At 72.2% G+C, this 18,969-nt stretch carries 23 protein-coding genes; 9 read left to right on the top strand and 14 right to left on the bottom strand.

All coding sequences use genetic code 11. The annotated features are described in order from the left end of the window. Nucleotides 1–146: 146 nt before the first annotated feature. Nucleotides 147–974, bottom strand: coding sequence for a lipase family protein (locus ACFVVU_RS22295; protein WP_387791704.1), 828 nt, complete (start codon nt 972–974; stop codon nt 147–149). Nucleotides 975–1,542: 568 nt separating this feature from the next. Here ACFVVU_RS22295 and ACFVVU_RS22300 point away from each other — a divergent pair. The 8 genes from ACFVVU_RS22300 to ACFVVU_RS22335 all read left to right on the top strand — a co-directional run bounded on the left by ACFVVU_RS22300 (nt 1,543) and on the right by ACFVVU_RS22335 (nt 10,114). After that, nucleotides 1,543–2,661: a serine/threonine protein kinase gene (locus ACFVVU_RS22300; RefSeq protein ID WP_387791706.1), complete on the top strand. Its 1,119-nt coding sequence runs from the start codon at nt 1,543–1,545 to the stop codon at nt 2,659–2,661. A 39-nt stretch (nt 2,662–2,700) separates the two neighbouring features. Further along, nucleotides 2,701–3,069, top strand: coding sequence for an ArsR/SmtB family transcription factor (locus tag ACFVVU_RS22305; protein WP_387791708.1), 369 nt, complete (start codon nt 2,701–2,703; stop codon nt 3,067–3,069). Nucleotides 3,070–3,110: 41 nt separating this feature from the next. Further along, a complete protein-coding gene (aroA, locus tag ACFVVU_RS22310) occupies nt 3,111–4,430 on the top strand; it encodes a 3-phosphoshikimate 1-carboxyvinyltransferase (RefSeq protein WP_387791710.1) in 1,320 nt (439 codons plus the stop codon). Next, nucleotides 4,427–5,968: a 2,3-bisphosphoglycerate-independent phosphoglycerate mutase gene (gpmI, locus tag ACFVVU_RS22315; RefSeq protein WP_387791712.1), complete on the top strand. Its 1,542-nt coding sequence runs from the start codon at nt 4,427–4,429 to the stop codon at nt 5,966–5,968. Before aroA ends, gpmI begins: the two co-directional genes overlap by 4 nt. Further along, nucleotides 5,965–6,375, top strand: a complete 411-nt coding sequence (locus ACFVVU_RS22320; protein WP_387791714.1) for a hypothetical protein — start codon at nt 5,965–5,967, stop codon at nt 6,373–6,375. The genes gpmI and ACFVVU_RS22320 overlap by 4 nt, the downstream gene beginning before the upstream one ends. A gap of 35 nt (nt 6,376–6,410) precedes the next feature. After that, entirely contained in the window at nt 6,411–7,544 is a 1,134-nt protein-coding gene (locus ACFVVU_RS22325; RefSeq protein WP_387791716.1) for a pyridoxal-phosphate-dependent aminotransferase family protein, read from the top strand. Between the two features lie 96 nt (nt 7,545–7,640). Next, nucleotides 7,641–8,762, top strand: coding sequence for a phosphonopyruvate decarboxylase (gene aepY / locus ACFVVU_RS22330; RefSeq protein ID WP_387791718.1), 1,122 nt, complete (start codon nt 7,641–7,643; stop codon nt 8,760–8,762). Continuing rightward, nucleotides 8,759–10,114 (top strand): MFS transporter, encoded by a 1,356-nt coding sequence (locus ACFVVU_RS22335; RefSeq protein WP_387791720.1) that lies wholly within the window; start codon nt 8,759–8,761, stop codon nt 10,112–10,114. The genes aepY and ACFVVU_RS22335 overlap by 4 nt, the downstream gene beginning before the upstream one ends. A 135-nt stretch (nt 10,115–10,249) precedes the next feature. On the opposite strand, the gene ACFVVU_RS22340 is transcribed toward ACFVVU_RS22335, so the two are convergent. From ACFVVU_RS22340 to ACFVVU_RS22360, 5 genes are all read right to left on the bottom strand, one after another. Continuing rightward, nucleotides 10,250–10,390 carry a hypothetical protein gene (locus ACFVVU_RS22340; protein ID WP_387791722.1) on the bottom strand — a complete coding sequence of 47 codons (141 nt, stop codon included), beginning with the start codon at nt 10,388–10,390 and terminating at the stop codon, nt 10,250–10,252. A 270-nt stretch (nt 10,391–10,660) separates the two neighbouring features. Further along, nucleotides 10,661–10,873, bottom strand: coding sequence for a hypothetical protein (locus ACFVVU_RS22345; protein WP_387791723.1), 213 nt, complete (start codon nt 10,871–10,873; stop codon nt 10,661–10,663). A 44-nt stretch (nt 10,874–10,917) separates the two neighbouring features. Then, nucleotides 10,918–11,193 (bottom strand): hypothetical protein, encoded by a 276-nt coding sequence (locus ACFVVU_RS22350; RefSeq protein ID WP_387791725.1) that lies wholly within the window; start codon nt 11,191–11,193, stop codon nt 10,918–10,920. A gap of 500 nt (nt 11,194–11,693) precedes the next feature. Next, entirely contained in the window at nt 11,694–12,035 is a 342-nt protein-coding gene (locus tag ACFVVU_RS22355) for a hypothetical protein (RefSeq protein ID WP_387791726.1), read from the bottom strand. A gap of 28 nt (nt 12,036–12,063) precedes the next feature. Continuing rightward, nucleotides 12,064–12,411, bottom strand: a complete 348-nt coding sequence (locus ACFVVU_RS22360; protein WP_387791728.1) for a DUF317 domain-containing protein — start codon at nt 12,409–12,411, stop codon at nt 12,064–12,066. A 195-nt stretch (nt 12,412–12,606) separates the two neighbouring features. Here ACFVVU_RS22360 and ACFVVU_RS22365 point away from each other — a divergent pair, with 195 nt between their 5' ends. Then, nucleotides 12,607–12,873, top strand: coding sequence for a hypothetical protein (locus ACFVVU_RS22365; RefSeq protein WP_387791730.1), 267 nt, complete (start codon nt 12,607–12,609; stop codon nt 12,871–12,873). A 7-nt stretch (nt 12,874–12,880) separates the two neighbouring features. Here the strand turns inward: ACFVVU_RS22365 and ACFVVU_RS22370 are convergent, their stop codons facing one another. From ACFVVU_RS22370 to ACFVVU_RS22405, 8 genes are all read right to left on the bottom strand, one after another. Next, nucleotides 12,881–13,606 carry a LuxR C-terminal-related transcriptional regulator gene (locus tag ACFVVU_RS22370; protein WP_387791731.1) on the bottom strand — a complete coding sequence of 242 codons (726 nt, stop codon included), beginning with the start codon at nt 13,604–13,606 and terminating at the stop codon, nt 12,881–12,883. Beyond that, the gene (locus tag ACFVVU_RS22375) at nt 13,603–14,460 is read right to left on the bottom strand and encodes a DUF317 domain-containing protein (RefSeq protein ID WP_387791733.1); all 858 of its coding nucleotides are present in this window, start codon (nt 14,458–14,460) and stop codon (nt 13,603–13,605) included. The genes ACFVVU_RS22370 and ACFVVU_RS22375 overlap by 4 nt, the downstream gene beginning before the upstream one ends. A gap of 19 nt (nt 14,461–14,479) precedes the next feature. Beyond that, complete coding sequence (locus ACFVVU_RS22380) at nt 14,480–15,316, bottom strand: DUF317 domain-containing protein (protein ID WP_387791735.1); 837 nt, start codon at nt 15,314–15,316, stop codon at nt 14,480–14,482. A 16-nt stretch (nt 15,317–15,332) separates the two neighbouring features. Next, complete coding sequence (locus tag ACFVVU_RS22385; protein ID WP_387791736.1) at nt 15,333–16,100, bottom strand: DUF317 domain-containing protein; 768 nt, start codon at nt 16,098–16,100, stop codon at nt 15,333–15,335. Between the two features lie 122 nt (nt 16,101–16,222). After that, nucleotides 16,223–17,035, bottom strand: coding sequence for a winged helix-turn-helix transcriptional regulator (locus tag ACFVVU_RS22390; protein ID WP_387791738.1), 813 nt, complete (start codon nt 17,033–17,035; stop codon nt 16,223–16,225). 15 nt (nt 17,036–17,050) lie between these two features. Continuing rightward, the gene (locus tag ACFVVU_RS22395; protein WP_387791740.1) at nt 17,051–17,887 is read right to left on the bottom strand and encodes a hypothetical protein; all 837 of its coding nucleotides are present in this window, start codon (nt 17,885–17,887) and stop codon (nt 17,051–17,053) included. Then, the gene (locus ACFVVU_RS22400) at nt 17,884–18,540 is read right to left on the bottom strand and encodes a hypothetical protein (protein ID WP_387791932.1); all 657 of its coding nucleotides are present in this window, start codon (nt 18,538–18,540) and stop codon (nt 17,884–17,886) included. The genes ACFVVU_RS22395 and ACFVVU_RS22400 overlap by 4 nt, the downstream gene beginning before the upstream one ends. Next, nucleotides 18,540–18,845, bottom strand: coding sequence for a hypothetical protein (locus ACFVVU_RS22405; protein WP_387791742.1), 306 nt, complete (start codon nt 18,843–18,845; stop codon nt 18,540–18,542). The genes ACFVVU_RS22400 and ACFVVU_RS22405 overlap by 1 nt, the downstream gene beginning before the upstream one ends. Nucleotides 18,846–18,969: the final 124 nt, after the last annotated feature.

Genomic DNA, 18,969 nt, shown 5'->3' on the forward strand with positions numbered 1-18,969 from the left:
CGGACCCGGCCGCCACGAGATCCTGGAACCGAGTCCGCGCCGCGTGATCAAAAGCCGGACAGTTGGGGGGAATCCCCTATCGAACGCCCTCTGAGATAGCACCCTGTCCGGTCGCCGCCCCGGCTCCGGGCCGGGGCGGCCTGTGGTCAGCTCGTCCTGGCGAGGTTCTTCTCGAACGCTGCGAGGTAGTTGGGCAGGTGGTGGTCCCTGATCGTGTCGCTCTCGGGGGCGAACATGTCCTGGCGGAAGCCCTTGACCCGATCCTTCAATCCGGCGACGAGCGGCGCGGTCTCGTGGAGCTTCCCATCGGCGTCGAAGTAGCGGAGTGCGTCGACGTGGGTGTAGGCCGGCTCGGGCGGGAGCTGGGGGACGATGTCGTTGTTGTTGACGAAGCGGTAGCAGCGGTTCCGGAAGGCCGCGTTGTGGGCGACGGCGAGGAGGCGTTCGCAGGTCCGGGGCTGGCCGAAGGTGTAGACGCCGTCCGGGAGTTGACGGGGATCCTCGAAGTACCAGCGGGCGCCGGCCAGCATGGCGAGGGCGCCTCCGAGGCTGTGGCCGGTGAACCAGACGCTCTGTCCGTCGGTGCGTAGTTCCTGGACGGTGTCGCGGATCCGGGGGTAGACGGACTGCAGGGCCTGGTGGAAGCCGTAGTGGACGAAGCCCTTGTTCCCAGGGCCGGGGACGGGCGGGGTGTTCACGTCGGTGAGCCAGTCGTAGATTTTCAGGACCTCCGTGCCGCGGAAGCCGGTGATGATCATGCGGTCGCTGGCCATGGTGTAGGCCTGGGTGTCCTCGATCGGGAACGGCATCCGGTGCGTGGACTCGAAGTGCCGTACCTCGTCGAAGCCCCAGGCGTGGGCCTTCTCCTCGATGCCGGCCCGGTCCAGCGTGGCAAGTCCGGCGGCCTGCGCCATCCAGTAGGCGTGAGGGAGGGAGTACTGGGTCGTCGAGTGGTCCAGGGCGGGGATGGCCATCGGTTTCCTCCAGGAAGTGGGCCGGCAGGTGTCGGCAATCCGTTCCCGCAGACGAACCAAGAGGAGTCGCCGGCGCTGGAGGCCATCCGGACGGACGCAACCACCGCGGATCCTCGGCTGGCGCCGACTGTGAAGGGGCCATCCCAGCGCCTGGTCGAGCTCCACTCCCGGGCACGGGATGACCAGAATTCCCAGCCTTCCCGGCGGACTTCCTCTCGCGCCAGGCAAACCGTCGAAACCCGGGAATTAGTGGACCAGAACATTCCGGATGAGTTTTCCTCTGTTCATCTTTCCGATGCCTGATCGTCAATTCATTCCCTTGCGTGGCCTGCGGTGCCGCTAGTTCAATATCCATCGATCCAAGGGCTCCGCTATGGAGGCCCCGTACGTGCACGCCGCCGCCTGTCGAGCCGCGCAGGCCGCCCGCACCGCCCGATCCTTCATGCCCGCGCCAGGCGCGGGCCTTCTCCGGCCTGCCCTTTCCGGGGTCGTCAGCACATGTTCTGCACGCCGTATTCCGCCATGCCTTTTTCCGAAACGCCGCACCTTTTCCGAGGGAGTTTCAGACATGACGAAGATCAATGCGTGGAACGAGTGGGACCCGCTCAAGCAGGTGATCGTCGGCCGGGCCGACGGCACGATGGTGCAGGCCCCGGAGCCGGCGATCTTCAGGGACTGGCCCGACGAGGGGTACCCGCGCGGCACCTACGGCCTGCTCCCCGAGGAGCTCACCGCGGCGGCGAACGAGCAGCTCGACAACTTCGTCGGCATCCTGGAGGGGCGCGGGATCCGCGTCGACCGGCCGACCCCGCTGGACTTCACGCAGGCGGTCGCCACGCCCGAGTGGTCGCAGGACAGCATGTTCGGATCCATGCCGGTGCGCGACGTCCTGATCGCAGTGGGCACCGAGCTGCTGGAAGCGACCATGTCGTACCGCAGCCGGTGGTTCGAGTACCTCGCCTACCGGCCCCTGATCGAGGGTTACTTCCGCGACGACCCGGCCATGCGCTGGGAGGCCGCACCGAAGCCCCGGCTCACCGACGCTTCCTTCAAGGCCGGCTTCTGGGACGAGTACGAGGCACTGCCCTTCGAGGAGCAGGTCGCCCGCGTGCGCCGCGGCGACCTCGTGCTCACCGAGGCCGAGCCCCTGTTCGACGCCGCCGACATCGCCCGCTTCGGCCGCGACCTGTTCGTGCAGCAGTCACTGGTCACCAACCAGGCCGGCATCCGGTGGATCCGCCAGCACTTTCCCGAACACCGAGTCCACGCCGTCACGTTCGGCAACTCCCACCCGCTGCACATCGACGCGACCTGGGTGCCGCTGCGTCCCGGCCTCGTCCTGCACTGCGGCGAGCGCACCGCCGACGAGGACCTGCTGCAGTACTTCAAGGTCAACGACTGGGAGGTGGTCGAGGCAGCCCAGACCAGCAAGGACGTCGCGCCGCCACTGTCGCCCTGCAGCCGCTGGCTGTCCATCAACGTGCTCGTCCTCGACCCGCGGACGGTCTGCGTCGAGGCCAGTGAGACCGCGCAGATCGATCAGTTCGTCAAGCTGGGATTCGAGGTCATCCCCGTCCCGTTCTGGGACGTCGCGCCCTTCGGCGGCGGTCTGCACTGCGCGACCACCGACATCCACCGCGAGGGCGATCTGCAGGACTACTTCCCCAAGCGCCACGGGCGGTTCTGACCCCCCCGCCCGCGCCGACCCACCACCCCGGAGGCCGCGATGACCGCACCAGAGAGCGAACCCTGCGCGCCCCGGGCGGCGTGCGCCCAGCCGCCCGCCCAGGCGCGGCCCCTGACCGAGGCGGACATCGCCACCCTGGTCCCGCTGCTCAAGGCGCTCGCCGACCCGATCCGACTGCGGCTGGTGGCGCTCATCGCGGCCGAGGGCGGCGGCGAGGTCTGCGTCTGCGACCTGACCGCCGCCTTCACCGTCGCCCAGTCGACCATCAGCCACCACCTGAAGATCCTGCGCACCGCCGGAGTGATCGACGGCGAACGCCGGGGGACCTGGGTCTACTACCGGGTCCTGCCCGACGCGCTGCAACTGCTCGCCCCGCTGCTCACCGCCGTACCCGCACCGAGCCGATGAACCGGCGCCCCGCGCCGCACACCCAGGAAGGCCAGCCACCCATGAGCCCCAACCCCGACCCGCGCCTGAAAGCCAACGAGCTGACGATCAATCACATCAGCTCCCTGGATGCGGAGGTGAAGGTCCTCGGATCCAAGAGCTACACCAACCGCTACCTGGCGATCGCCTCCCTGTCCGGGCAGGAGACCGTCATCGAGAACGCCCTGCTGTCCGACGACACCCTCTACTTCGCCAAGGCGATCGAGGCGTTCGGGCACGTGAGCACCGCCGTCGACCACGCGAACAGCACCATCACCGTCACCCCCACGGGCCGGCCGATGACCGCCCCCGCCGAGGAGGTGTTCATGGGCGGCGCGGGTACGCCGCTGCGGTTCCTGATCTCGATGGCCGCCCACGCCACCGGGACCACCACCATCACCGGCAACGCCCGGATGCAGGAGCGCCCGATGGGCGACCTGCTCGCGGCTCTTCCGGCGCTCGGCGTGGACGCGGTCGCCGTCCGCGGCAACGGCTCGCCGCCGATCCGGGTCACCGGGCCGTTCCGCGGCGGCGCGACGACGATCAGCGGGGCGGTGTCCAGCCAGTTCACCTCCAGCCTCATCATCAACGCGCTGCGGGCCCAGGCGGACACCGAGATCACCATCGGCGACGACCTGGTGTCCAAGCCGTACGTGGAGATGACGCTCGCCGCCCTGGCCTCCGTCGGCGTGGACGTCGAGCGCGACGGCTACCGGCGCTTCACCGTCCCGGCCGGCCAGCAGGCGCGCGGCGGGCGCGTGGTGGTGGAGCCGGACGCCTCGGGCATGTCGTACTTCCTCGCGGCCGCGGCCCTGCTGGGCGGCACCGTCACCATCCCCGGCATCGGCTCGGGCTCGCACCAGGGCGACGTCCACCTGCTGGAGGTGCTGGAGCGGATGGGCTGCACCACCGCCACCACCGCTGACAGCGTCACCCTGACCGCCGGACCGCTGCGCGCAATCGACGTCGACATGGAGGCCATGCCGGACGTTGTCCCGACGCTCGCCGTCGTCGCGGCCTTCGCCGAGGGCACCACCCGCATCACCAACATCGCCTCCCTGCGCGTCAAGGAGTGCGACCGCATCGCCGCCGTCACCACCGAACTGCGCAAAATGGGTATCCACGTCGAGGAGTTCGACGACGCCATGCACATCACCGGCGGAACCCCGCACGGCGCCGTCATCGACACCTACGACGACCACCGCATCGCCATGTGCTTCGCCATCGCGGGCCTGCGCACCGAAGGCGTCGTCATCAAGGACCCCGGCTGCGTGGCCAAGTCCTTCCCCGCTTTCTGGCGGACCCTGGACCTGCTCCACCCGGCCGGACTGAGCACCCTGTGAGCGCCCGCCCGCTGCCCCCCGCCTCCGGCGTGCTGCTGGTCCTCGACGGCTGGGGCCATGCCCCGCCCGGCGAGGGCAACGCGCTCGCCGCAGCCCGCACGCCCGTCCTCGATACCCTGGTCGCCGGAGAGTCCGCCGCCTTCCTGGAGGCCTCCGGCGAGGCCGTCGGCCTGCTGCCCGGCACGGTCGGCAACTCCGAGATCGGCCACATGGTGATCGGCGCCGGCCGCCCGCTGCCCTACGACAGCCTGCTCGTCCAGCAGCAGATCGACTCCGGGGCCATCGCCACCCACCCACTGCTGGAGGAGACCTGCCGCCGGCTGGCCGCCTCCGGAGGAACCCTGCACCTGATCGGCCTCAGCTCCGACGGCCAGATCCACGCCGACCTCGAACACCTCGCCGCTCCGCTCGCCGTGGCCGCCCGCCACCGGCTGGCGGCCGTAGCCATCCACGCCATCACCGACGGACGGGACGTTCCCGACGGTACCGCCACTGTCTACCTGGAGCGGCTGGCGCAACTGGCCGCCGACGCCGGCGCCGGACGGATCGCCACTGTGACCGGCCGCGGCTACGCGATGGACAAGGCCGGCAACACCGAGCTGACCGATGTCGCCGCCCTGGCCATCGCGGACGGCAACGGCGCGCAGGTGAGCGCTGCCGCGCAGGCCGTCGAAGCGTCCGCGCGCGGCGACGAATGGGTCACCCCGAGCGTGGTCACCGACGAACACGGCAAGGCCCTGGGCCCCATCGGCGAGGGCGACGCCCTGCTGTTCCTGAACTTCCGCAGCGACCGCATCCAGCAACTCGCCGACCACCTCCTCACCTACCTCGACGCCACCGGGCGCAGGGTCAGCGCCCTGAGCCTCGCCCAGTACGACACCAAGACCCCCATTCCGGCCCTGGTCGGGCGGGCCGACGCCTCCGGCGGCCTGGCCGACGAACTCGAACGGCTCGGCCTGCGCTCCGTCCGCATCGCCGAGGCCGAGAAGTTCGAGCACGTCGGCTACTACATCAACGGCCGCAGCCACACCGTCCACGGCACCGAGGAACGCGTCCTGGTCCGCCACCCCGGCACCACCGACTACCGCGCCCGGCCCGAGATGTACCTCGACGAGGTCACCGACGCCGTCCTCGCCGCCGCGGCCCGCGAGGACGTCGCCCTGGTGATCGCCAACCTCGCCAACATCGACGTGGTCGGCCACACCGGTGACTACCACGCCACGGTCAAGGCCGCCGAGCACACCGATGACGCCGTCGCCCGCATCCTCGGCGCCGCCCGCCGGGCCGGCCGCTGGGTGCTGCTCGTCGGCGACCACGGCAACGCCGAGACCATGATGAAGACCGCCCCCGACGGCACCACGCGCCCCTACGGCGGACACACCCTCAACCCGGTGCCCGCCGTCCTGGTCCCCGCCGACACCGCCGCGCCCGCACCGCACCTGCGTCGATCCGGGACGCTCGCCGACATCGCCCCCACCGTCCTCGCCCTGCTCGGCCACCCCGCCCCACCCGCCATGACCGGGAGACCCCTGCTGTGACAGCACCGACAACCCCCGAGACCGCACCGCTCACCGCCCTCGCCGCCTCGCTCCAGGCCACCGCGCTGGGCCACCCGCCGACGGCCGACGGCGCCCTCAGCAACCCCCGCACCGCGACGGCCTTCGGCGAAGGCGCCCGCCTGGAGCCCGTCGACCTCGGCGACGGCCTCTGGGCGGCCCTGCGCACCAGCCCCGACGCGGCCCAGCAGGTGCTGTGCGTCCACAACCTCGCCGCCCACCCCGTCGACTTCGACCCCCGGGACGCCTTCACCGGCGCGGCCCTCGACGACGGCGAACTCCTCTTCCTCGCCGGGCAGATCGGCCCCGCTCCCAGCGGCGGCGACGCCCCCAGTCGCCTCGCCCCGCACACCTACGTCTGGCTCGGCCGCTTCCGCACCGCCGCGTGACACCCGCACCACTCGCCCCGTGTCAAGGAGGACATGTGGAAGACCACCCCGGCGCCGAGCAGCTCGTCCTGCTCACCCCCGGCCCCGCCTGCACCTCGCAGCGGGTCAAGGACGCCCTGCTGCGCGGCGACCTGTGCCACCGCGAACCCGAGTTCACCGACCTGCTGGCCCGGCTGCGCGCGGCCATCCCCGCCGCCCTCAACCTCGCCGCCACCCACGAGAGCATCCTGCTGACCGGCTCCGGTACCGCCGCCATGGAGACGGCCCTGACCAGCTCCGTCCGCGCGGGCCGCTCCGCGCTGGTGATCAGCAACGGCGTGTACGGCGAACGCCTCACCAAAATCGCCGGCAGCCACGGCATCACCGTCCACGAGCTGCACCCCGACGCCGAGGGCATCGACCGCTGGACCACCCCCGTCACCGCCGAAGCCGTCTCCCGGGCCCTCGCCGCACACCCCGACGTGGACGCCGTGGTGTGCGTCCACCACGAGACGACCACCGGTCTGCTCAACCCGGTCAAGGAGATCGGCGACATCGTCGCCGCCACCGAGGCCGTGTTCGTCGTCGACGCTATCAGCAGCGCAGGCAGCGAGGAGCAGGACCTCGCCGAGGTGCGGGCCGATCTGGTCTGCGGCAGTTCCAACAAGGGCCTGCACGGGCTCCCGGGAGCGGCGTTCGTCCTGCTCTCACCCAAGGGCGCCGAACGTGCCGCCCAGGTTCCCCCGCACGGCACCTACCTGTCCGCCGCCGCCCACCTGAACGTCCAGCGCAGGAACGACGTGCTCTTCACCCCGGCTGTGCAGATCTACTACGCCCTTGACGAGGCCATCGCCGAGTACCAGGACGCCGGTGGGTTCGCCGCCCGCACCAAGCTCTACCGCGAACGGGCCGCGCTGGTCCGCGCGGGCTTCGAACGCCTGGGCCTGCGCCCCCTCGTCGACCCCGCCCACCGCGCGAACTCCGTCACCACCCTCCATCTGCCCGACGGCGTGACCTACGAGCGCCTGCACGACGCGATGAAGAACCTCGGCTACGTCATCTACGCCGGACAGGGCCACCTCGCCACCGACTTCTTCCGGATCTGCACCGTCGGCGAGATCCCCTGGCCCAGGCTCGAACAGCTCGAAGCCACCCTCGCCCGCGCCATCGAGGCCGCACGCGCCGGCTGACGCGCCGCCATCCGGGGGAACACGGTGCCCACCGTGTTCCCCCGCCACACCCACCGGACAACACTCCACCCGGATACGACCCTGAAAGGTCATGTCATGATCACAGCAAAAGACTTCTGCGCCGAACTGGGCAGAAGAGGCTTCACCCTGGCCAGCGGCGTCCCCTGCTCCCACTTCGGCGGCCCGATCGAACTGCTCAGCCGCACCCCGGGCGCCTACGTCCCCGCCGCCAACGAGGGCGGCGCCCTCGCGGTGGCCGCAGGCGCCGCCATGGCCGGCCGACGCGCCTACGTCATGCTCCAGAACTCCGGCCTGGGCAACCTCATCAACCCCCTCACCTCCCTGGTGATGACCTACCGGCTCCCCGTGCTGACCTTCGTGAGCCTGCGCGGCTGGCCCGACCCCGCCGACGACGAACCCCAGCACGAGGTCATGGGCCCCACCACCCACGCCCTCCTCGACGCCCTCGGCCTTCCCCACCACACCCTCCACACCAAGGACGACACCACCCGCTTCACCGAGATCCTCGACCGGGTCGAACGGGACCTGGCCGACAACCGGGCCCCGTTCGTCCTCGTCGAGAAGGGAGCCGTCGGCAAGGCCCCCGACCGACCCACCACCGCGGACGTGCACCCCGCCGACTCGCTGTCCAGCGCCGACACCATCCGCCTGATCGCCCAGCACGCGGGCGACGCCGCCATCATCGCCACCACCGGCTACACCGCCCGCGAACTCTTCGGCTACGCCGACCGGCCCGCCAACTTCTACATGCAGGGCTCCATGGGCCACGCCCCCTCCATCGCCCTCGGCGTCGCCCTCGCCCGCCCCGACCGGCAGGTCGTCGTCATCGACGGCGACGGCGCCGCCCTCATGCACCTGGGCACCCAGTCGGCCATCGGCGACCAGGCCCCCGCCAACCTCCTGCACGTCATCCTCGACAACGGCATCCACGAGTCCACCGGCGGCCAGCGCACCACCGCGGGCACCACCGACTTCCCCGCCATCGCCCGCGCCAGCGGCTACCGCACCGCCGTGCGCTGCACCACCCTCACCGACCTCACCACCGCCCTGGCCGGTGCCACGGCCACACCCGGCCCGCACCTGATCGCCGTCGCTACCCGACCGCGCACCGACGGCGTCCCGCCACGCGCCACCACCGCCTTGTCCGCCGAAGGATTCCGCGACCGATTCGCCAGCGCCCTGGAGGCCGGCGGATGACCGGCACCCCCCGCACCACGCAACGCGGCACCCGGCAGGACCGGGTGCCGCGGCGCCACTACCCCGGCTGGCACATGGTCTGGGCGCTCGCCGCCACCGAGACCGTCTCCTTCGGCGCCATGTACTACTCCTTCGCCGTCCTGCTGGTACCGATGCAGCAGGACCTCGGCCACAGCGCCACTCAGCTCACCGGAGCCTTCTCCGTCAGCCTCCTCGTCACCGGCGCCGCCGCCGTCCCCGTCGGCGCCTGGCTGGACCGCCACGGCGCCCGCGCCCTCATGACCTGCGGCTCGCTCCTCGGCGCCGCGGCTCTCGCCGCCTGGTCCCGGGCGGAGAGCCTGCCCTCCCTCTACACCGCCTTTGTCCTGCTCGGCATCGCCGGAGCGGCCACCCAGTACGAACCCGCCTTCGCCACCGTCAACGCCTACTTCGAAACCCAGCGCCGCGACGCACTCCTCACCCTCACCGTCGTCGCCGGCTTCGCATCCACCATTTTCATGCCGCTCACCACCTTCCTCACCGACTACTTCGGTTGGCGCACCGCCCTCTTACTCCTCGCCCTCCTCCAGGCCGCCACCGCCCTCCCGCACGCGTGGCTCCTACGGCGCAGCCCGGCCGACCACGGCTGGCAGCGCGACGGCACCCGCACCGCCGAACCGGCCGTCGAAACCGTCCGGCCTCCCGCCGACGACGCCCCGCGAGCACCCGGGACACCCGACGGCCTGCTCGCCGCGCTGCGCTCGCGGCCCGTCGTCCTGCTCACCGCGGGCGCACTCCTGGGCACGCTCGCCGTCGCCACGATCAGCGTCCACCTCGTGAGCTACCTGCGCGAACACCACTACACGCCCGCCACCGCCGCCATCGCCGCCGGGGCCCTCGGCGCCATGCAGGTCGCCGGCCGCATCGCCCTGACCATGACCGCCCGCCGAGTCCGCCTCGCCGTCGTCACCGCCACCATGATCAGCGGCCAGGTCCTCGCCGTGACCGCCCTCCTGGCCATCCCGGGCACCACCGGCCTCGTCGTCTTCGTCCTGTTCTTCGGCAGCGCCTTCGGCGTCCTGCACATCGCACGCGCCGACCTCCTCGCCGACTACGCACCCCGCCGCTACTTCGCACGGCTCAGCGGCATCCAGGCCCTCCTCCTCGTCACCGCCGAAGCCGCCGCCCCCACCGGCGCCGCCGCCCTGCGCACCGCCGCCGGCACCTACACCCCCGTCCTCATCACCGTCGCCACCATCTGCGCCGCCGCCGCCGTCCTGCTGTTCGGCGCCGACCACGCCCACCGATCGCGGACACCCCGGGCCTCAGCGCCTGTCGGGCGGGGAGAAAAGGCGGGACACCGCGCCGCTTGACCGTTGTGGCAAGGGGGAGGTCTTGTCCTCCCTCCGGGCCGACCGACGAGGGGACGATTGCTCGGAGGGCGGGCGCACGGCAAGGCCGCCCCTAGAAACTGCCGGCGGCGTGGGGCGGCCTTCTGCTGGAGGTGGTCAGGGATCAGGGAGCCGGTTGGCGAACTCGAGCGCCGCGGTTGCCACGGCGAGGGCGCGGACCAGTCCGGTGACCTCGCGCAGGGTGGGCCGGACGAGCCGGGTCCAGTCGTCGGCGGCCGGCCAGGTGGCGAGGAGCACATCGGTGGTGGCGAGGCCCAGGTGGGCGGTGACATCCCAGCCGCCGCCGGCGGCCGGCTCCCACCGGAGGAGGATGCGGCCGAAGGGAAGCCGGGCCGCGTCGTCGGCGAGAAGGACGACCTGGATCGGGTGGTCGGGGTCGGCGGGAGTGCGGTGGACGAGGGCACCGCGTGTCGATGGCGGTAGCGGGCGAAGCGCGAACCGGCCGAGTGGTTGTGGGCGGCTGGGGCGGTGGCGCGGGATACGGGCCTCCTTGAGACGCGGGCAGGCTCAGGCCCAGGCGAGCTGGTCGCGGACGGCGGGCGGGAGGTAGCCCTCCTGGCCGTCCTCACCGAGGTAGGCGATGCCGTCGTGGACGATGACGTCCGTGCCCACGTAGTGCGCGAAGGGGAAGTCGGGACTCACAGCAAGGCGGAGCCGCAGGCTTGGGTCGAGGTCCCGGAGTCGGGCGATCAGGTGGCCGACGGTGAAGTACTGGGGCAAAACGGTTCTCCTGGAGGGGAAGGTCGGGAGGAGGACGGTGGCGGTCACGGGAGGTCGAACCGGAGCAGGTTCCGCAGGACGGCCGGGCCATTGGCTCCAGGCTCGGTGTGGGTGGCGAGGTGACGTCGGCGGGACTCGTTGACGTAGCCCTTGCCGGAGTTCTTGAACTGCCAGGCGCCGCAGGTGCAGACGGCCTTGGAGTAGTTGCGGCCGGGGCAGTCGGGGTGGAGCGGCCTCCCGGAGCTGGTGTGCTTGTGCTCGGGTGGGCAGATGCTGCCGTCGGCATGGTGGTTGGTCAGCGGGGCGCGATGGATGGCCACCGAGGTCCTCTCGTTCGGTACGGCAGTCTGTTCGGCGCCGGGCGTCGGCGGCGGGACCGCCTCCGGCAGGTCGTCAAGCCTGCGGAGGTCGTTCCGGCGGTGAGACGTCAGCCGGCCAGTCGGTAGGAACGCAGCGGTAGCGGGTCGTTCTCGGTCAGCAGGAGTACCAGGCCGGCGGCCAGGCGGTCGAGGGACCTCGCGCTCAGGCGGTCGCCCAGGCCGAGGGTTTCGCCGATCCTGTGGAGGGGCTTCTGTCTGGCGTCTTCGCGAGGAGAACGATCACGCGGGTGTCCCGGCGTAGACCGTTGTCACGGACGTCGCGGAGAGCCAGCAGGAGGCCGCTCGCGCTGCGGGCGAGGCCGACGACGAAGGCGGGGGACTGGGGCGTGACGGAGAGCGCGTTGGCCAGGCCGAGCGCGGCGATGGCGGGGCCCGGGACGCGCGCGGGATCGATGCCGATCTTCAGGGGTACTCCGTTGTTGTCGTTGAGGGCAGGTTGGTCAGGTGCGCTGGCGTGGAAGGAGAGGGGCTTCGCCGCCGTGGGCCTCGATCAGGCCCCGGACCAGAGGGACAGGGACGTACAGGTACACGGACTCGGTGGGGTCGTCCTCGTCGTCCGATTCGAGGTAGGTGCGCCATCGCGTCCACGGCTCGGGGCGCTGGGTGGGGAAGCCGATTTCGAGCGTCTCGGTGGGCAGCAGGCGGGCGTCGGCGGGGTCGGGGGCGAGCACCGAGAGGCGGAAGCCGTCGGCGCAGACGATCTGCGAGTCGTGGAGGGCGAGTCCGAGGTGGTTGCGGGGTGTGCCGTGCGCGACGGTGTGGTCGAGGCGGGGTGTGGCCAAGTGGTCCTCCGGTAGTGAGGGGTGTGGATCAGTGGGTCGGGTTCGCGATGAGTGCGGCCAGGAATCCGGCGACGGCCTCGGACGGGGTGGCAGTGCCGAACTCCTGGGCCCACGACGCGCTGTCGGAGGGCCGGACCAGGACGTGCCAGACGATGCCGCGACGCCAGGCGGCCGGGTCCTCCGGGAGCCAGCCCACGTAGACCCGCCCGTCGGGGCTGGTGCAGTGCACATCGCCGTCAGGGGTGGTCACGATCGGCCAGCCCAGGTCGGAGAGCAGGTCCAGGACCGGCTCGGCGGAGTGGCCGGAGGAGAGCCAGCTGCGCTGCTCGACGGTCGGGCGGACGGGGACGGGGAGGATGCTGGAGGAGGTGTTCACGGGGCGGGGTCCCTTCGTTGACCTGCGGTTTCGGCGACATGAGTACGTTGGCATGGCACATGCCGAAGCTCGTAGTCGTTTCCGGGGTTGTCCGGTCTGCCGTGGGCGAACTGAAGGGAATGCCCTGGCCGTGCGCGGTGCTGAACGGGGGTTACGGCGTGGCGCCGTACAGAGGCCCGAAGGGGGAGAACGGCATTGGAGTCGAGCAGAGGTCGTCGCGACATGGCGGCGCTGGAGCGCAAGATCCGCAGCGCGGGGAGGCCGTGGATGATGGGCGACGTCGTGATGATCGCCGACGGCCAGTGGGCCGTTCCCACGACGGGCCGCGCCGCCGAGGGCCGGGACGACGCGGTGCGGGCCCGGGTTGAAGACGGGCAGCGGGTGGAGCTGACGCTGGAGGAGCTGGCTCGGGTGGTGGGTGCGGCCGACCCCGGCGACGACCACGTCCCGGCCGCGGACTGACCGGCGGCTACCGGCGGTTCACCGGCGCCGGCGTGCGCACGGCGGCGCCTGAAGGGACTGGCTGGCCGGCGGACACGCCCAGTGGCTGGGAGGGCGCGGTTCGGGCGGTGGCGGCCCGCACGCGCTCGGCGTCCCTGCCGCCGCCGGCCTTGAGCGCGTGCTCGCGGGCGTCGATGAGGTTGCGGATCGCGGTGAGGGCGGTGTTGCTCTCGGCGTAGGCCGTCCGCAGCGCGCTCGCCGTGTCGGTGATGCGGTCGAGTTCGTAGAAGGCGGGCACGTGGCCGGGCCGGGTGAGCGTGTGCAGGCGGTCCCGGTGCACGGCGGCGGAGTTGGAGACCACGGTGAGATGGTTCCTGGTGTGCATGGCGGCGCGGAGCAGGGGATCCTCGACAGGCCGGCGGACCGCTGTCTTCTCCAGTTCGGCGATCGGACGTCCCCAGGCTTTCTCGATCAGGGCGTCGGCGTGGTCGAGGGCGGTGAGGTCGGGCACGGTGTTCTCCAACGGGGCCTGCTCAGCGGGAGTGGGTGCAGAAGCGGCCTGGCTGGCCTGCTCGGCGTAGAGCTGGACGGCGTGGTCGAGGGTGCTGGCGCCCAGCTTCCGGCGGGCTCTGGTGGCGCGGTTGTGGACGGTTGCGGCGCGGGTTGCCTGTTGGTGGGCGACTTCGGCGATGGTGTAGCCCTCCGTGAGGTAGCGGAGGACGGCAACCTCGGCGGGAGTGAGGGGCTGGCTCACAGCGGGCTCCTTCGGGGAGTTGTGGCGGAGCTCGCGCCGATGGGCGCGGGCGGGGTTGGCGGTGCGGTCAGCGACGGCTGGCGCGAGGAAGCGGAGGAGACCGAGCGGGCGGTGGCCGCGCGGATCCGCGCGACCTCTATCGGGGTCGGTGCGGTCGGCGTCGCGGTGGCCTCGGCGGGGAGGTGGTCCAGGTCGATGCGCCGCATGGACCGGTGGACCGGGGACGGGTCGGTGACGGCGCTCGTCAGGGCTTGTAGGAGGTGCTCGGGCAGGCGCGAGGAGGCCGTGGCGTACCAGACCTGGCCAGGTGGTCCGACCTCGAACAGCCAGCGCTCGGTGTCCCCGGCCATCTCGGCCTCGTGCCGCACGGGGTTGTCCCGGATGTGGAGCCGGACGAGGCGGTCGGGGGACTGGTAGGTGAGGAAGGGGGTGGCGGGGTCGAAGCTCCATTCTGCGTCGAGGAGTTGGAGGCACGTGTCGACCCCGACGGTCTGGCCGTCACCGCCGAGGTAGGCGCTGGGGCCGCGGGTGTAGGCGTCGGCGAGAGCGGTGGTGAAGTCCGCGACGACCTCGGGCGGAGTCTGGTTGTCGAAGGTGACCAGCCACTCCGGCGGCGCGAAGGCGTCCGGGTTCGCGCTGATCTTCCACAGGGTCCGGCCGTCGCTCTCGGGAAGGTGTGCCAGTCGGGCGCGCAGGTCCGGTGCGGTGACGAAGGTGTTCCCCTCGTCGTCGCGGCTGGGGCCCCACCCGGCGTCGAGCAGCGGCCGGACGGTTTCCGATCCGTCGGCGTCCGCGTTCGCGAGGTAGCGCGGCGCGATCCGGTACGCGCGGGGCTTGTCGGGCGTGTTGGGCATGGCAAGTCCTCGCGGCGGGTCAGCGGGCACGGCCGGCGGGCGCGGGCTTCGTGAGCGCGGCGGGCCGGGTGGCGGTGGTGAAGGCGAGCACAGATGTGCCCGCCCTCGGAGCGGGTGCGGAGCGGGCGGTCGCCGCCCGGATCCGCGCGACCTCCAGGGGGCTCGGCGCGCTCGGCGTCGCGGTGGCCTGGGCCGGGAGGCGCCCCAGTTCGGAGTGCCGCAGGTGGCGCTGGACCGGTTCCGGGCTGGCGACGGCGGCCGTGAGCGTCTCCAGGAGGTGGTCGGGGAGGTCGGAGGTTGCGGTGGCGTACCAGCGATGGCCGGGCGGGCCGACCTCGAACAGCCAGCGCTCGACGTCGCCGGCCATCTCTGCCTCGGGGCGTAGGTAGCCGAGCTGCCGGTGCAGCGCCACCAGCCCGTCGGGCGAGAGGAAGACGGCCGTCGCCCGTTCACTCGCCAGACGCCAGCCGCGTTCGTCGAGGAGGCGGTCCGTTGTGTCGTGGCCGCCGGTGGGGCCGACCAGGACGGAGTCGGGTGCGGCGGCGAGGGCGGCGGTGAACTCGCCGACGATCTCGGGCGGGGCGGACAGGTCGACGGTCACCTGCCACGAGGGCGGGGCGAAGGCGTCGGGGTGGGCGGTGATCACCCACAGGTCGCCGCGCTCGCCTTCGCACAGGAAGCCGGTGCGGACCGTGTGATCGGGCGAGGTGACGAAGACGTTGCCCAGGTCGTCACGGCTCAGGGCCCAGCCGGCGTCGAGCAGGGGCTGCAGACCGGCGTCGCCGGTGTGGGTGGAACCGGCGAGGTAGCGGGGCGCGACCTGGTACTCGCGCGCCCTGGTGGTGGTGCTCGGCATCGGATGCCCCTGGATGTCAGCGGCGCCGCGCGGCGGGCGCGGGCCGGGAAGCGGGCGTGGTGGAGGGACCGGGCCGGGCTGCTGGTGCGGGGCGCGGGTTGGCGCTGCCCCGGGAGGGCCGTTGCACGGTCACGAGGGCGAGGTGGCGGGCCGGTATGTCGCCGGCAAACCGCTGCACGGGTGCTGGGCTGCTGAAGGCGCGGGCCGCGTGCACGAGCGGGTAGAAGGGCACGCCGATGGTGAACTCCGCACGCCACGACGGGTGCTTGGGGTCTCCGGCGAGCATGCTCCAGGCGGGAGGGGCATGGCCGGCGGCCTCAGCGTCGTGTGGCTGGTGGCCGAGTCGGTGCCGGTAGACGGCGGTGCCGTCCGGCGCGACTTGGTCGTGGAAGCCCTTGGGGCCGGGCTCGGGGCGCCAGCCGCGGTCGGCCAGGACGGAGGCGGGGGTGCCGGGGCGGCGGTGCGGGCCGCCGAGCAGATAGTTGCGGTGCTGGGTGCGCAGGCCGTCGGCGAGGACGGTGGTGAAGGCGGCGGTGATCTCGGCGGGAGTGCCGGCGCCGAACCGGGCGCGCCACCGGGGAACTGCTCCCGGGGCGGTGAAGCCGGTGACACTCCAGGCACCGGAACCCTCGCAGGTGAGGACGGCGGTGAGGCAGGGGCTGATGAAGCGGGTGCCGCCGTCGGGCGTGGCCGACCGGCTCCAGCCGGGGACCGTGATCAGCTGTTGGTCGCCGGGCCCGGCCAGGCGCAGCGGTTCGACAAGGAGAGGAGTGTTGGAGGGCACCGGCAGGCTTCCTGGAAGAGGAGGCGGGGAACGGGCCCGCACGCCGTTCGTGGCGGGGCCGGAACGGCGTGCGGACCAGGGACGGGGGCGGGGCGTGGGTCTGTGCCGGGCACTCATGTCGGTCACCGTCCACGGGAGGGATGGGATGCCGAGGTCGCGGCGGCGGGTACGCGCGGCTGCGGCTGCTGCGCGTGGCTGAAGAGGGAGGGGGGAGCGGTGCTCCGTCGCAGCGCCGCCGCGGTGCGCACGGTGCTCGGATCGGCGCCGAGGGTCCGGGTGGCGGTCGGCACCGGGGCCGGGTGGGCCGCGGTGTGCCGGTCGTCCCACTTCTGGACGGCCGCATAGACGGGGCCGAGGGCGCGCCCGGCGGCGGTGAGGGTGTAGGGATCGCCGTGCCGGGGGCCGGTGCGGGCGATCACGCCGTCTTCCTGCAGCCGGTGGAGACGGGACGTCAGCGCGGTAAGGGGGAGGCCGGCGCTCTCCGCGAGGTGAGTGAAGCGCATCCGGCGGTTCTCGGTCAGCAGCCGGATCACGGTGGTGGTGTCCGTCAACTGCAGGCGCTGCAGCGCGTCCTCGATGCGGTCGTAGCGGCTGGTGGGCGCACCGTCGAGGTGGTCGGCCGACCACTGCACCAGCTCGCGGTAGACGGGCCCCAGCGTGCGCGCCCGGCTGCTGAGCCGGAAGGGCGCCCAGCGGTCGAACTCGGCGTCCCGGTTCAGCAGACCGGCCTCGGCCATGCCGGCGAGGCGCTTGCTGAGGTTGGTGGGGATGAGTCCAGGGAGGTGTTGGCTGATGTCGCGCCAGCGCATCTCGGGACCGTACTTGGCGATCGTGTGGACCACGTGGGTGGTCCACTTCGGGGCGAGCCGACGCAGGGCGGCCTCGACCTGCTGGGCGTCGGTGCGAGGGAACTCGGTGAGGGGCTGCTCGGACATGGCGGGGGTTCCTGGTCAGCGGGAGCGGGAGGGGCGGCTTGTCGCGGTCGGTGCGGTGGCAGTGGGCCCTTCGGCCACTGGTGTGCTGGGGGTGACGGTGCGGGCCCGGGCCGCGAGGACGCGCCGGTCGTCGGCGCGGGCGGCGTCCAGGAGCGCCTGGCCGCTCTCCGTCAGCGACAGGAGATGACCGGGGCGGTAGGAAGAGGTGCTGGTGTCGGTGGCGACGAGACCTTCGTCGATCAGCTCCTCGACGGTGTTCACCCAGACCGCCGGACCCTCCTCGCGCAGGCCGGATAGGAATGTGTAGCCATAGACGGCGCTCTCGCACAGCCGCAGGTCCCCGCGGTCGATTGCGACCAGGGCGTTGAACTCCAGGAGGTGGCGGCCGTACCGGGAGGAGGCGTTCAGCAGGTCCGCTGCACCGGGGGCTCGTGTGTGCCTCTCCGCCTGCCCACGGGTGAGTGCGGGCTCGGCGGACGGCAGCCGGGAGGCGTCCGTGCACAACTCGTAAGCGGTCAGCGCGCCGGTGAGCTGCTGGTAGGCCGCTCCCCGCCGGGCGGTGAGCAGCTCGACCTTCAGGCCGGCGGACTGCAGGATGCCGTTGATCCCGAGCATCGAGGCGTGGTCGCCCCGGGCGATCGGCTCCAGCCGCTCGATCACCTGCTGCGCCTTGGCGACGAGTTCCTCGTGGAGGGTGTCGAAGTCGCGGGCGGCGGTGGCGACGGTGAAGCCCAGCCGGGCGAGGGCACGGTCGTTGGGGTGGCGGCGGTGCAGTTCCCACGGATTGTCGACGCCGAGCCGTTCGTGGACGAGGTGGGCACCGGGCTTCTTGAGCGGGTCGTGAGGGTTCATTCGGCCGCCTCCATGCGGGTGAGCAGGGAGCGGACCAGGGTGGGGAGGCTGCCGGGGCCGTCGCTGATGCGGACGTCGCTGGTGGCCTCGTCGAGGATGTATTGGGCGTCCTCGATCAGGCCGCTGCTGATCTCCATGCATGCGTCGGTGATGGCGGCGGCGGCCCGCAGGGAGTCGGCGAGGACCTCGACGTAGGTGCCGGGCGTCATTCCTGCGGCTTCGGCGGCGGAGCGGATCGCGGCCAGCTCCAGGGCGTTGAAGGAGTAGTCGAAGCCCTCGTCGTCGTCCGGGACGAGCGTGGCGTGGGAGCCCGGCTCCAGCACGGGGATACCGGCGCGCGTGCAGATCACGTCGACGGCGGCGGTGAGTTCGGCGAGGGACTCGGTCAGCCAGCCGAGGGCGGAGGCGTAGGAGGCCAGGGCGAACAGGCCGGCGGGAGTGGCCGGCAGCGGCTCGTCGAGCAGGTCCTCCAGCCGGTCGTTCAGCTCGCCGACCACGCGGGGCCCGGCGGCGAGCGGGCCGAGGACCGGATACAGGTAGGAGCGGGAGGTCGGGACCGAGTGCTCGGCGGTGAGGACTCCGGCGACGGTCTGGGCGGCGTCGGTGAGCCAGCCGGCGAGGGAGGAACGGTTGGGCGTGGCGTCGGCGGTCATCATCGAGCCCTTCGGGAAGCAGCGGGGGCGAAGCCGGGGGAGGAGGTGGTGTAAGCGGTAGCGGCGGTGCCGCGGTTCTGCGGGGCGCGCGTGGAGCGGGCGCGGGCGGCCTGGACACGGGCCTCCTGGGCCGCCCGGACGCGGGCTTCCTGGGCCGGGTCCATACCAGGGGCGATGCTGAGCCCGGTGCGGCCCAGCCGGTTCTGGGCGGAGCGGTAGACCGCGTAGTCGAGCCGGGCGCCGGCCGCGACGAGGTAGACCTCGCGGGCGTGCTTGGACGTGGGTGGGGCGTCGCGGAACTGCACGACCAGGCGGTGGGTGGCCCACTCGCCGCCCGCACCGAGGACGATCTTGTGGCAGCCCTCCAGCCGTCCGTCGAGACGGCTGGCGACCCGCTCGCCGTGGCCAGGTCCTGTAGGTGCAGCAGGG

It is taken from the genome of Kitasatospora sp. NPDC057965, from assembly GCF_042887135.1.
In the GTDB taxonomy this organism is placed as follows: Bacteria; Actinomycetota; Actinomycetes; order Streptomycetales; family Streptomycetaceae; genus Kitasatospora.

Coding starts and splice junctions, on each gene's coding strand:
- ACFVVU_RS22300 (WP_387791706.1), top strand. CDS start 1,543: ATGACGAAGATCAATGCGTGGAACGAGTGGGACCCGCTCAAGCAGGTG.
- ACFVVU_RS22390 (WP_387791738.1), bottom strand. CDS start 17,035: ATGTCCGAGCAGCCCCTCACCGAGTTCCCTCGCACCGACGCCCAGCAG.
- ACFVVU_RS22400 (WP_387791932.1), bottom strand. CDS start 18,540: ATGACCGCCGACGCCACGCCCAACCGTTCCTCCCTCGCCGGCTGGCTC.
- ACFVVU_RS22295 (WP_387791704.1), bottom strand. CDS start 974: ATGGCCATCCCCGCCCTGGACCACTCGACGACCCAGTACTCCCTCCCT.
- ACFVVU_RS22380 (WP_387791735.1), bottom strand. CDS start 15,316: ATGCCGAGCACCACCACCAGGGCGCGCGAGTACCAGGTCGCGCCCCGC.
- aepY (WP_387791718.1), top strand. CDS start 7,641: ATGATCACAGCAAAAGACTTCTGCGCCGAACTGGGCAGAAGAGGCTTC.
- ACFVVU_RS22335 (WP_387791720.1), top strand. CDS start 8,759: ATGACCGGCACCCCCCGCACCACGCAACGCGGCACCCGGCAGGACCGG.
- ACFVVU_RS22305 (WP_387791708.1), top strand. CDS start 2,701: ATGACCGCACCAGAGAGCGAACCCTGCGCGCCCCGGGCGGCGTGCGCC.
- aroA (WP_387791710.1), top strand. CDS start 3,111: ATGAGCCCCAACCCCGACCCGCGCCTGAAAGCCAACGAGCTGACGATC.
- ACFVVU_RS22375 (WP_387791733.1), bottom strand. CDS start 14,460: ATGCCCAACACGCCCGACAAGCCCCGCGCGTACCGGATCGCGCCGCGC.
- ACFVVU_RS22395 (WP_387791740.1), bottom strand. CDS start 17,887: ATGAACCCTCACGACCCGCTCAAGAAGCCCGGTGCCCACCTCGTCCAC.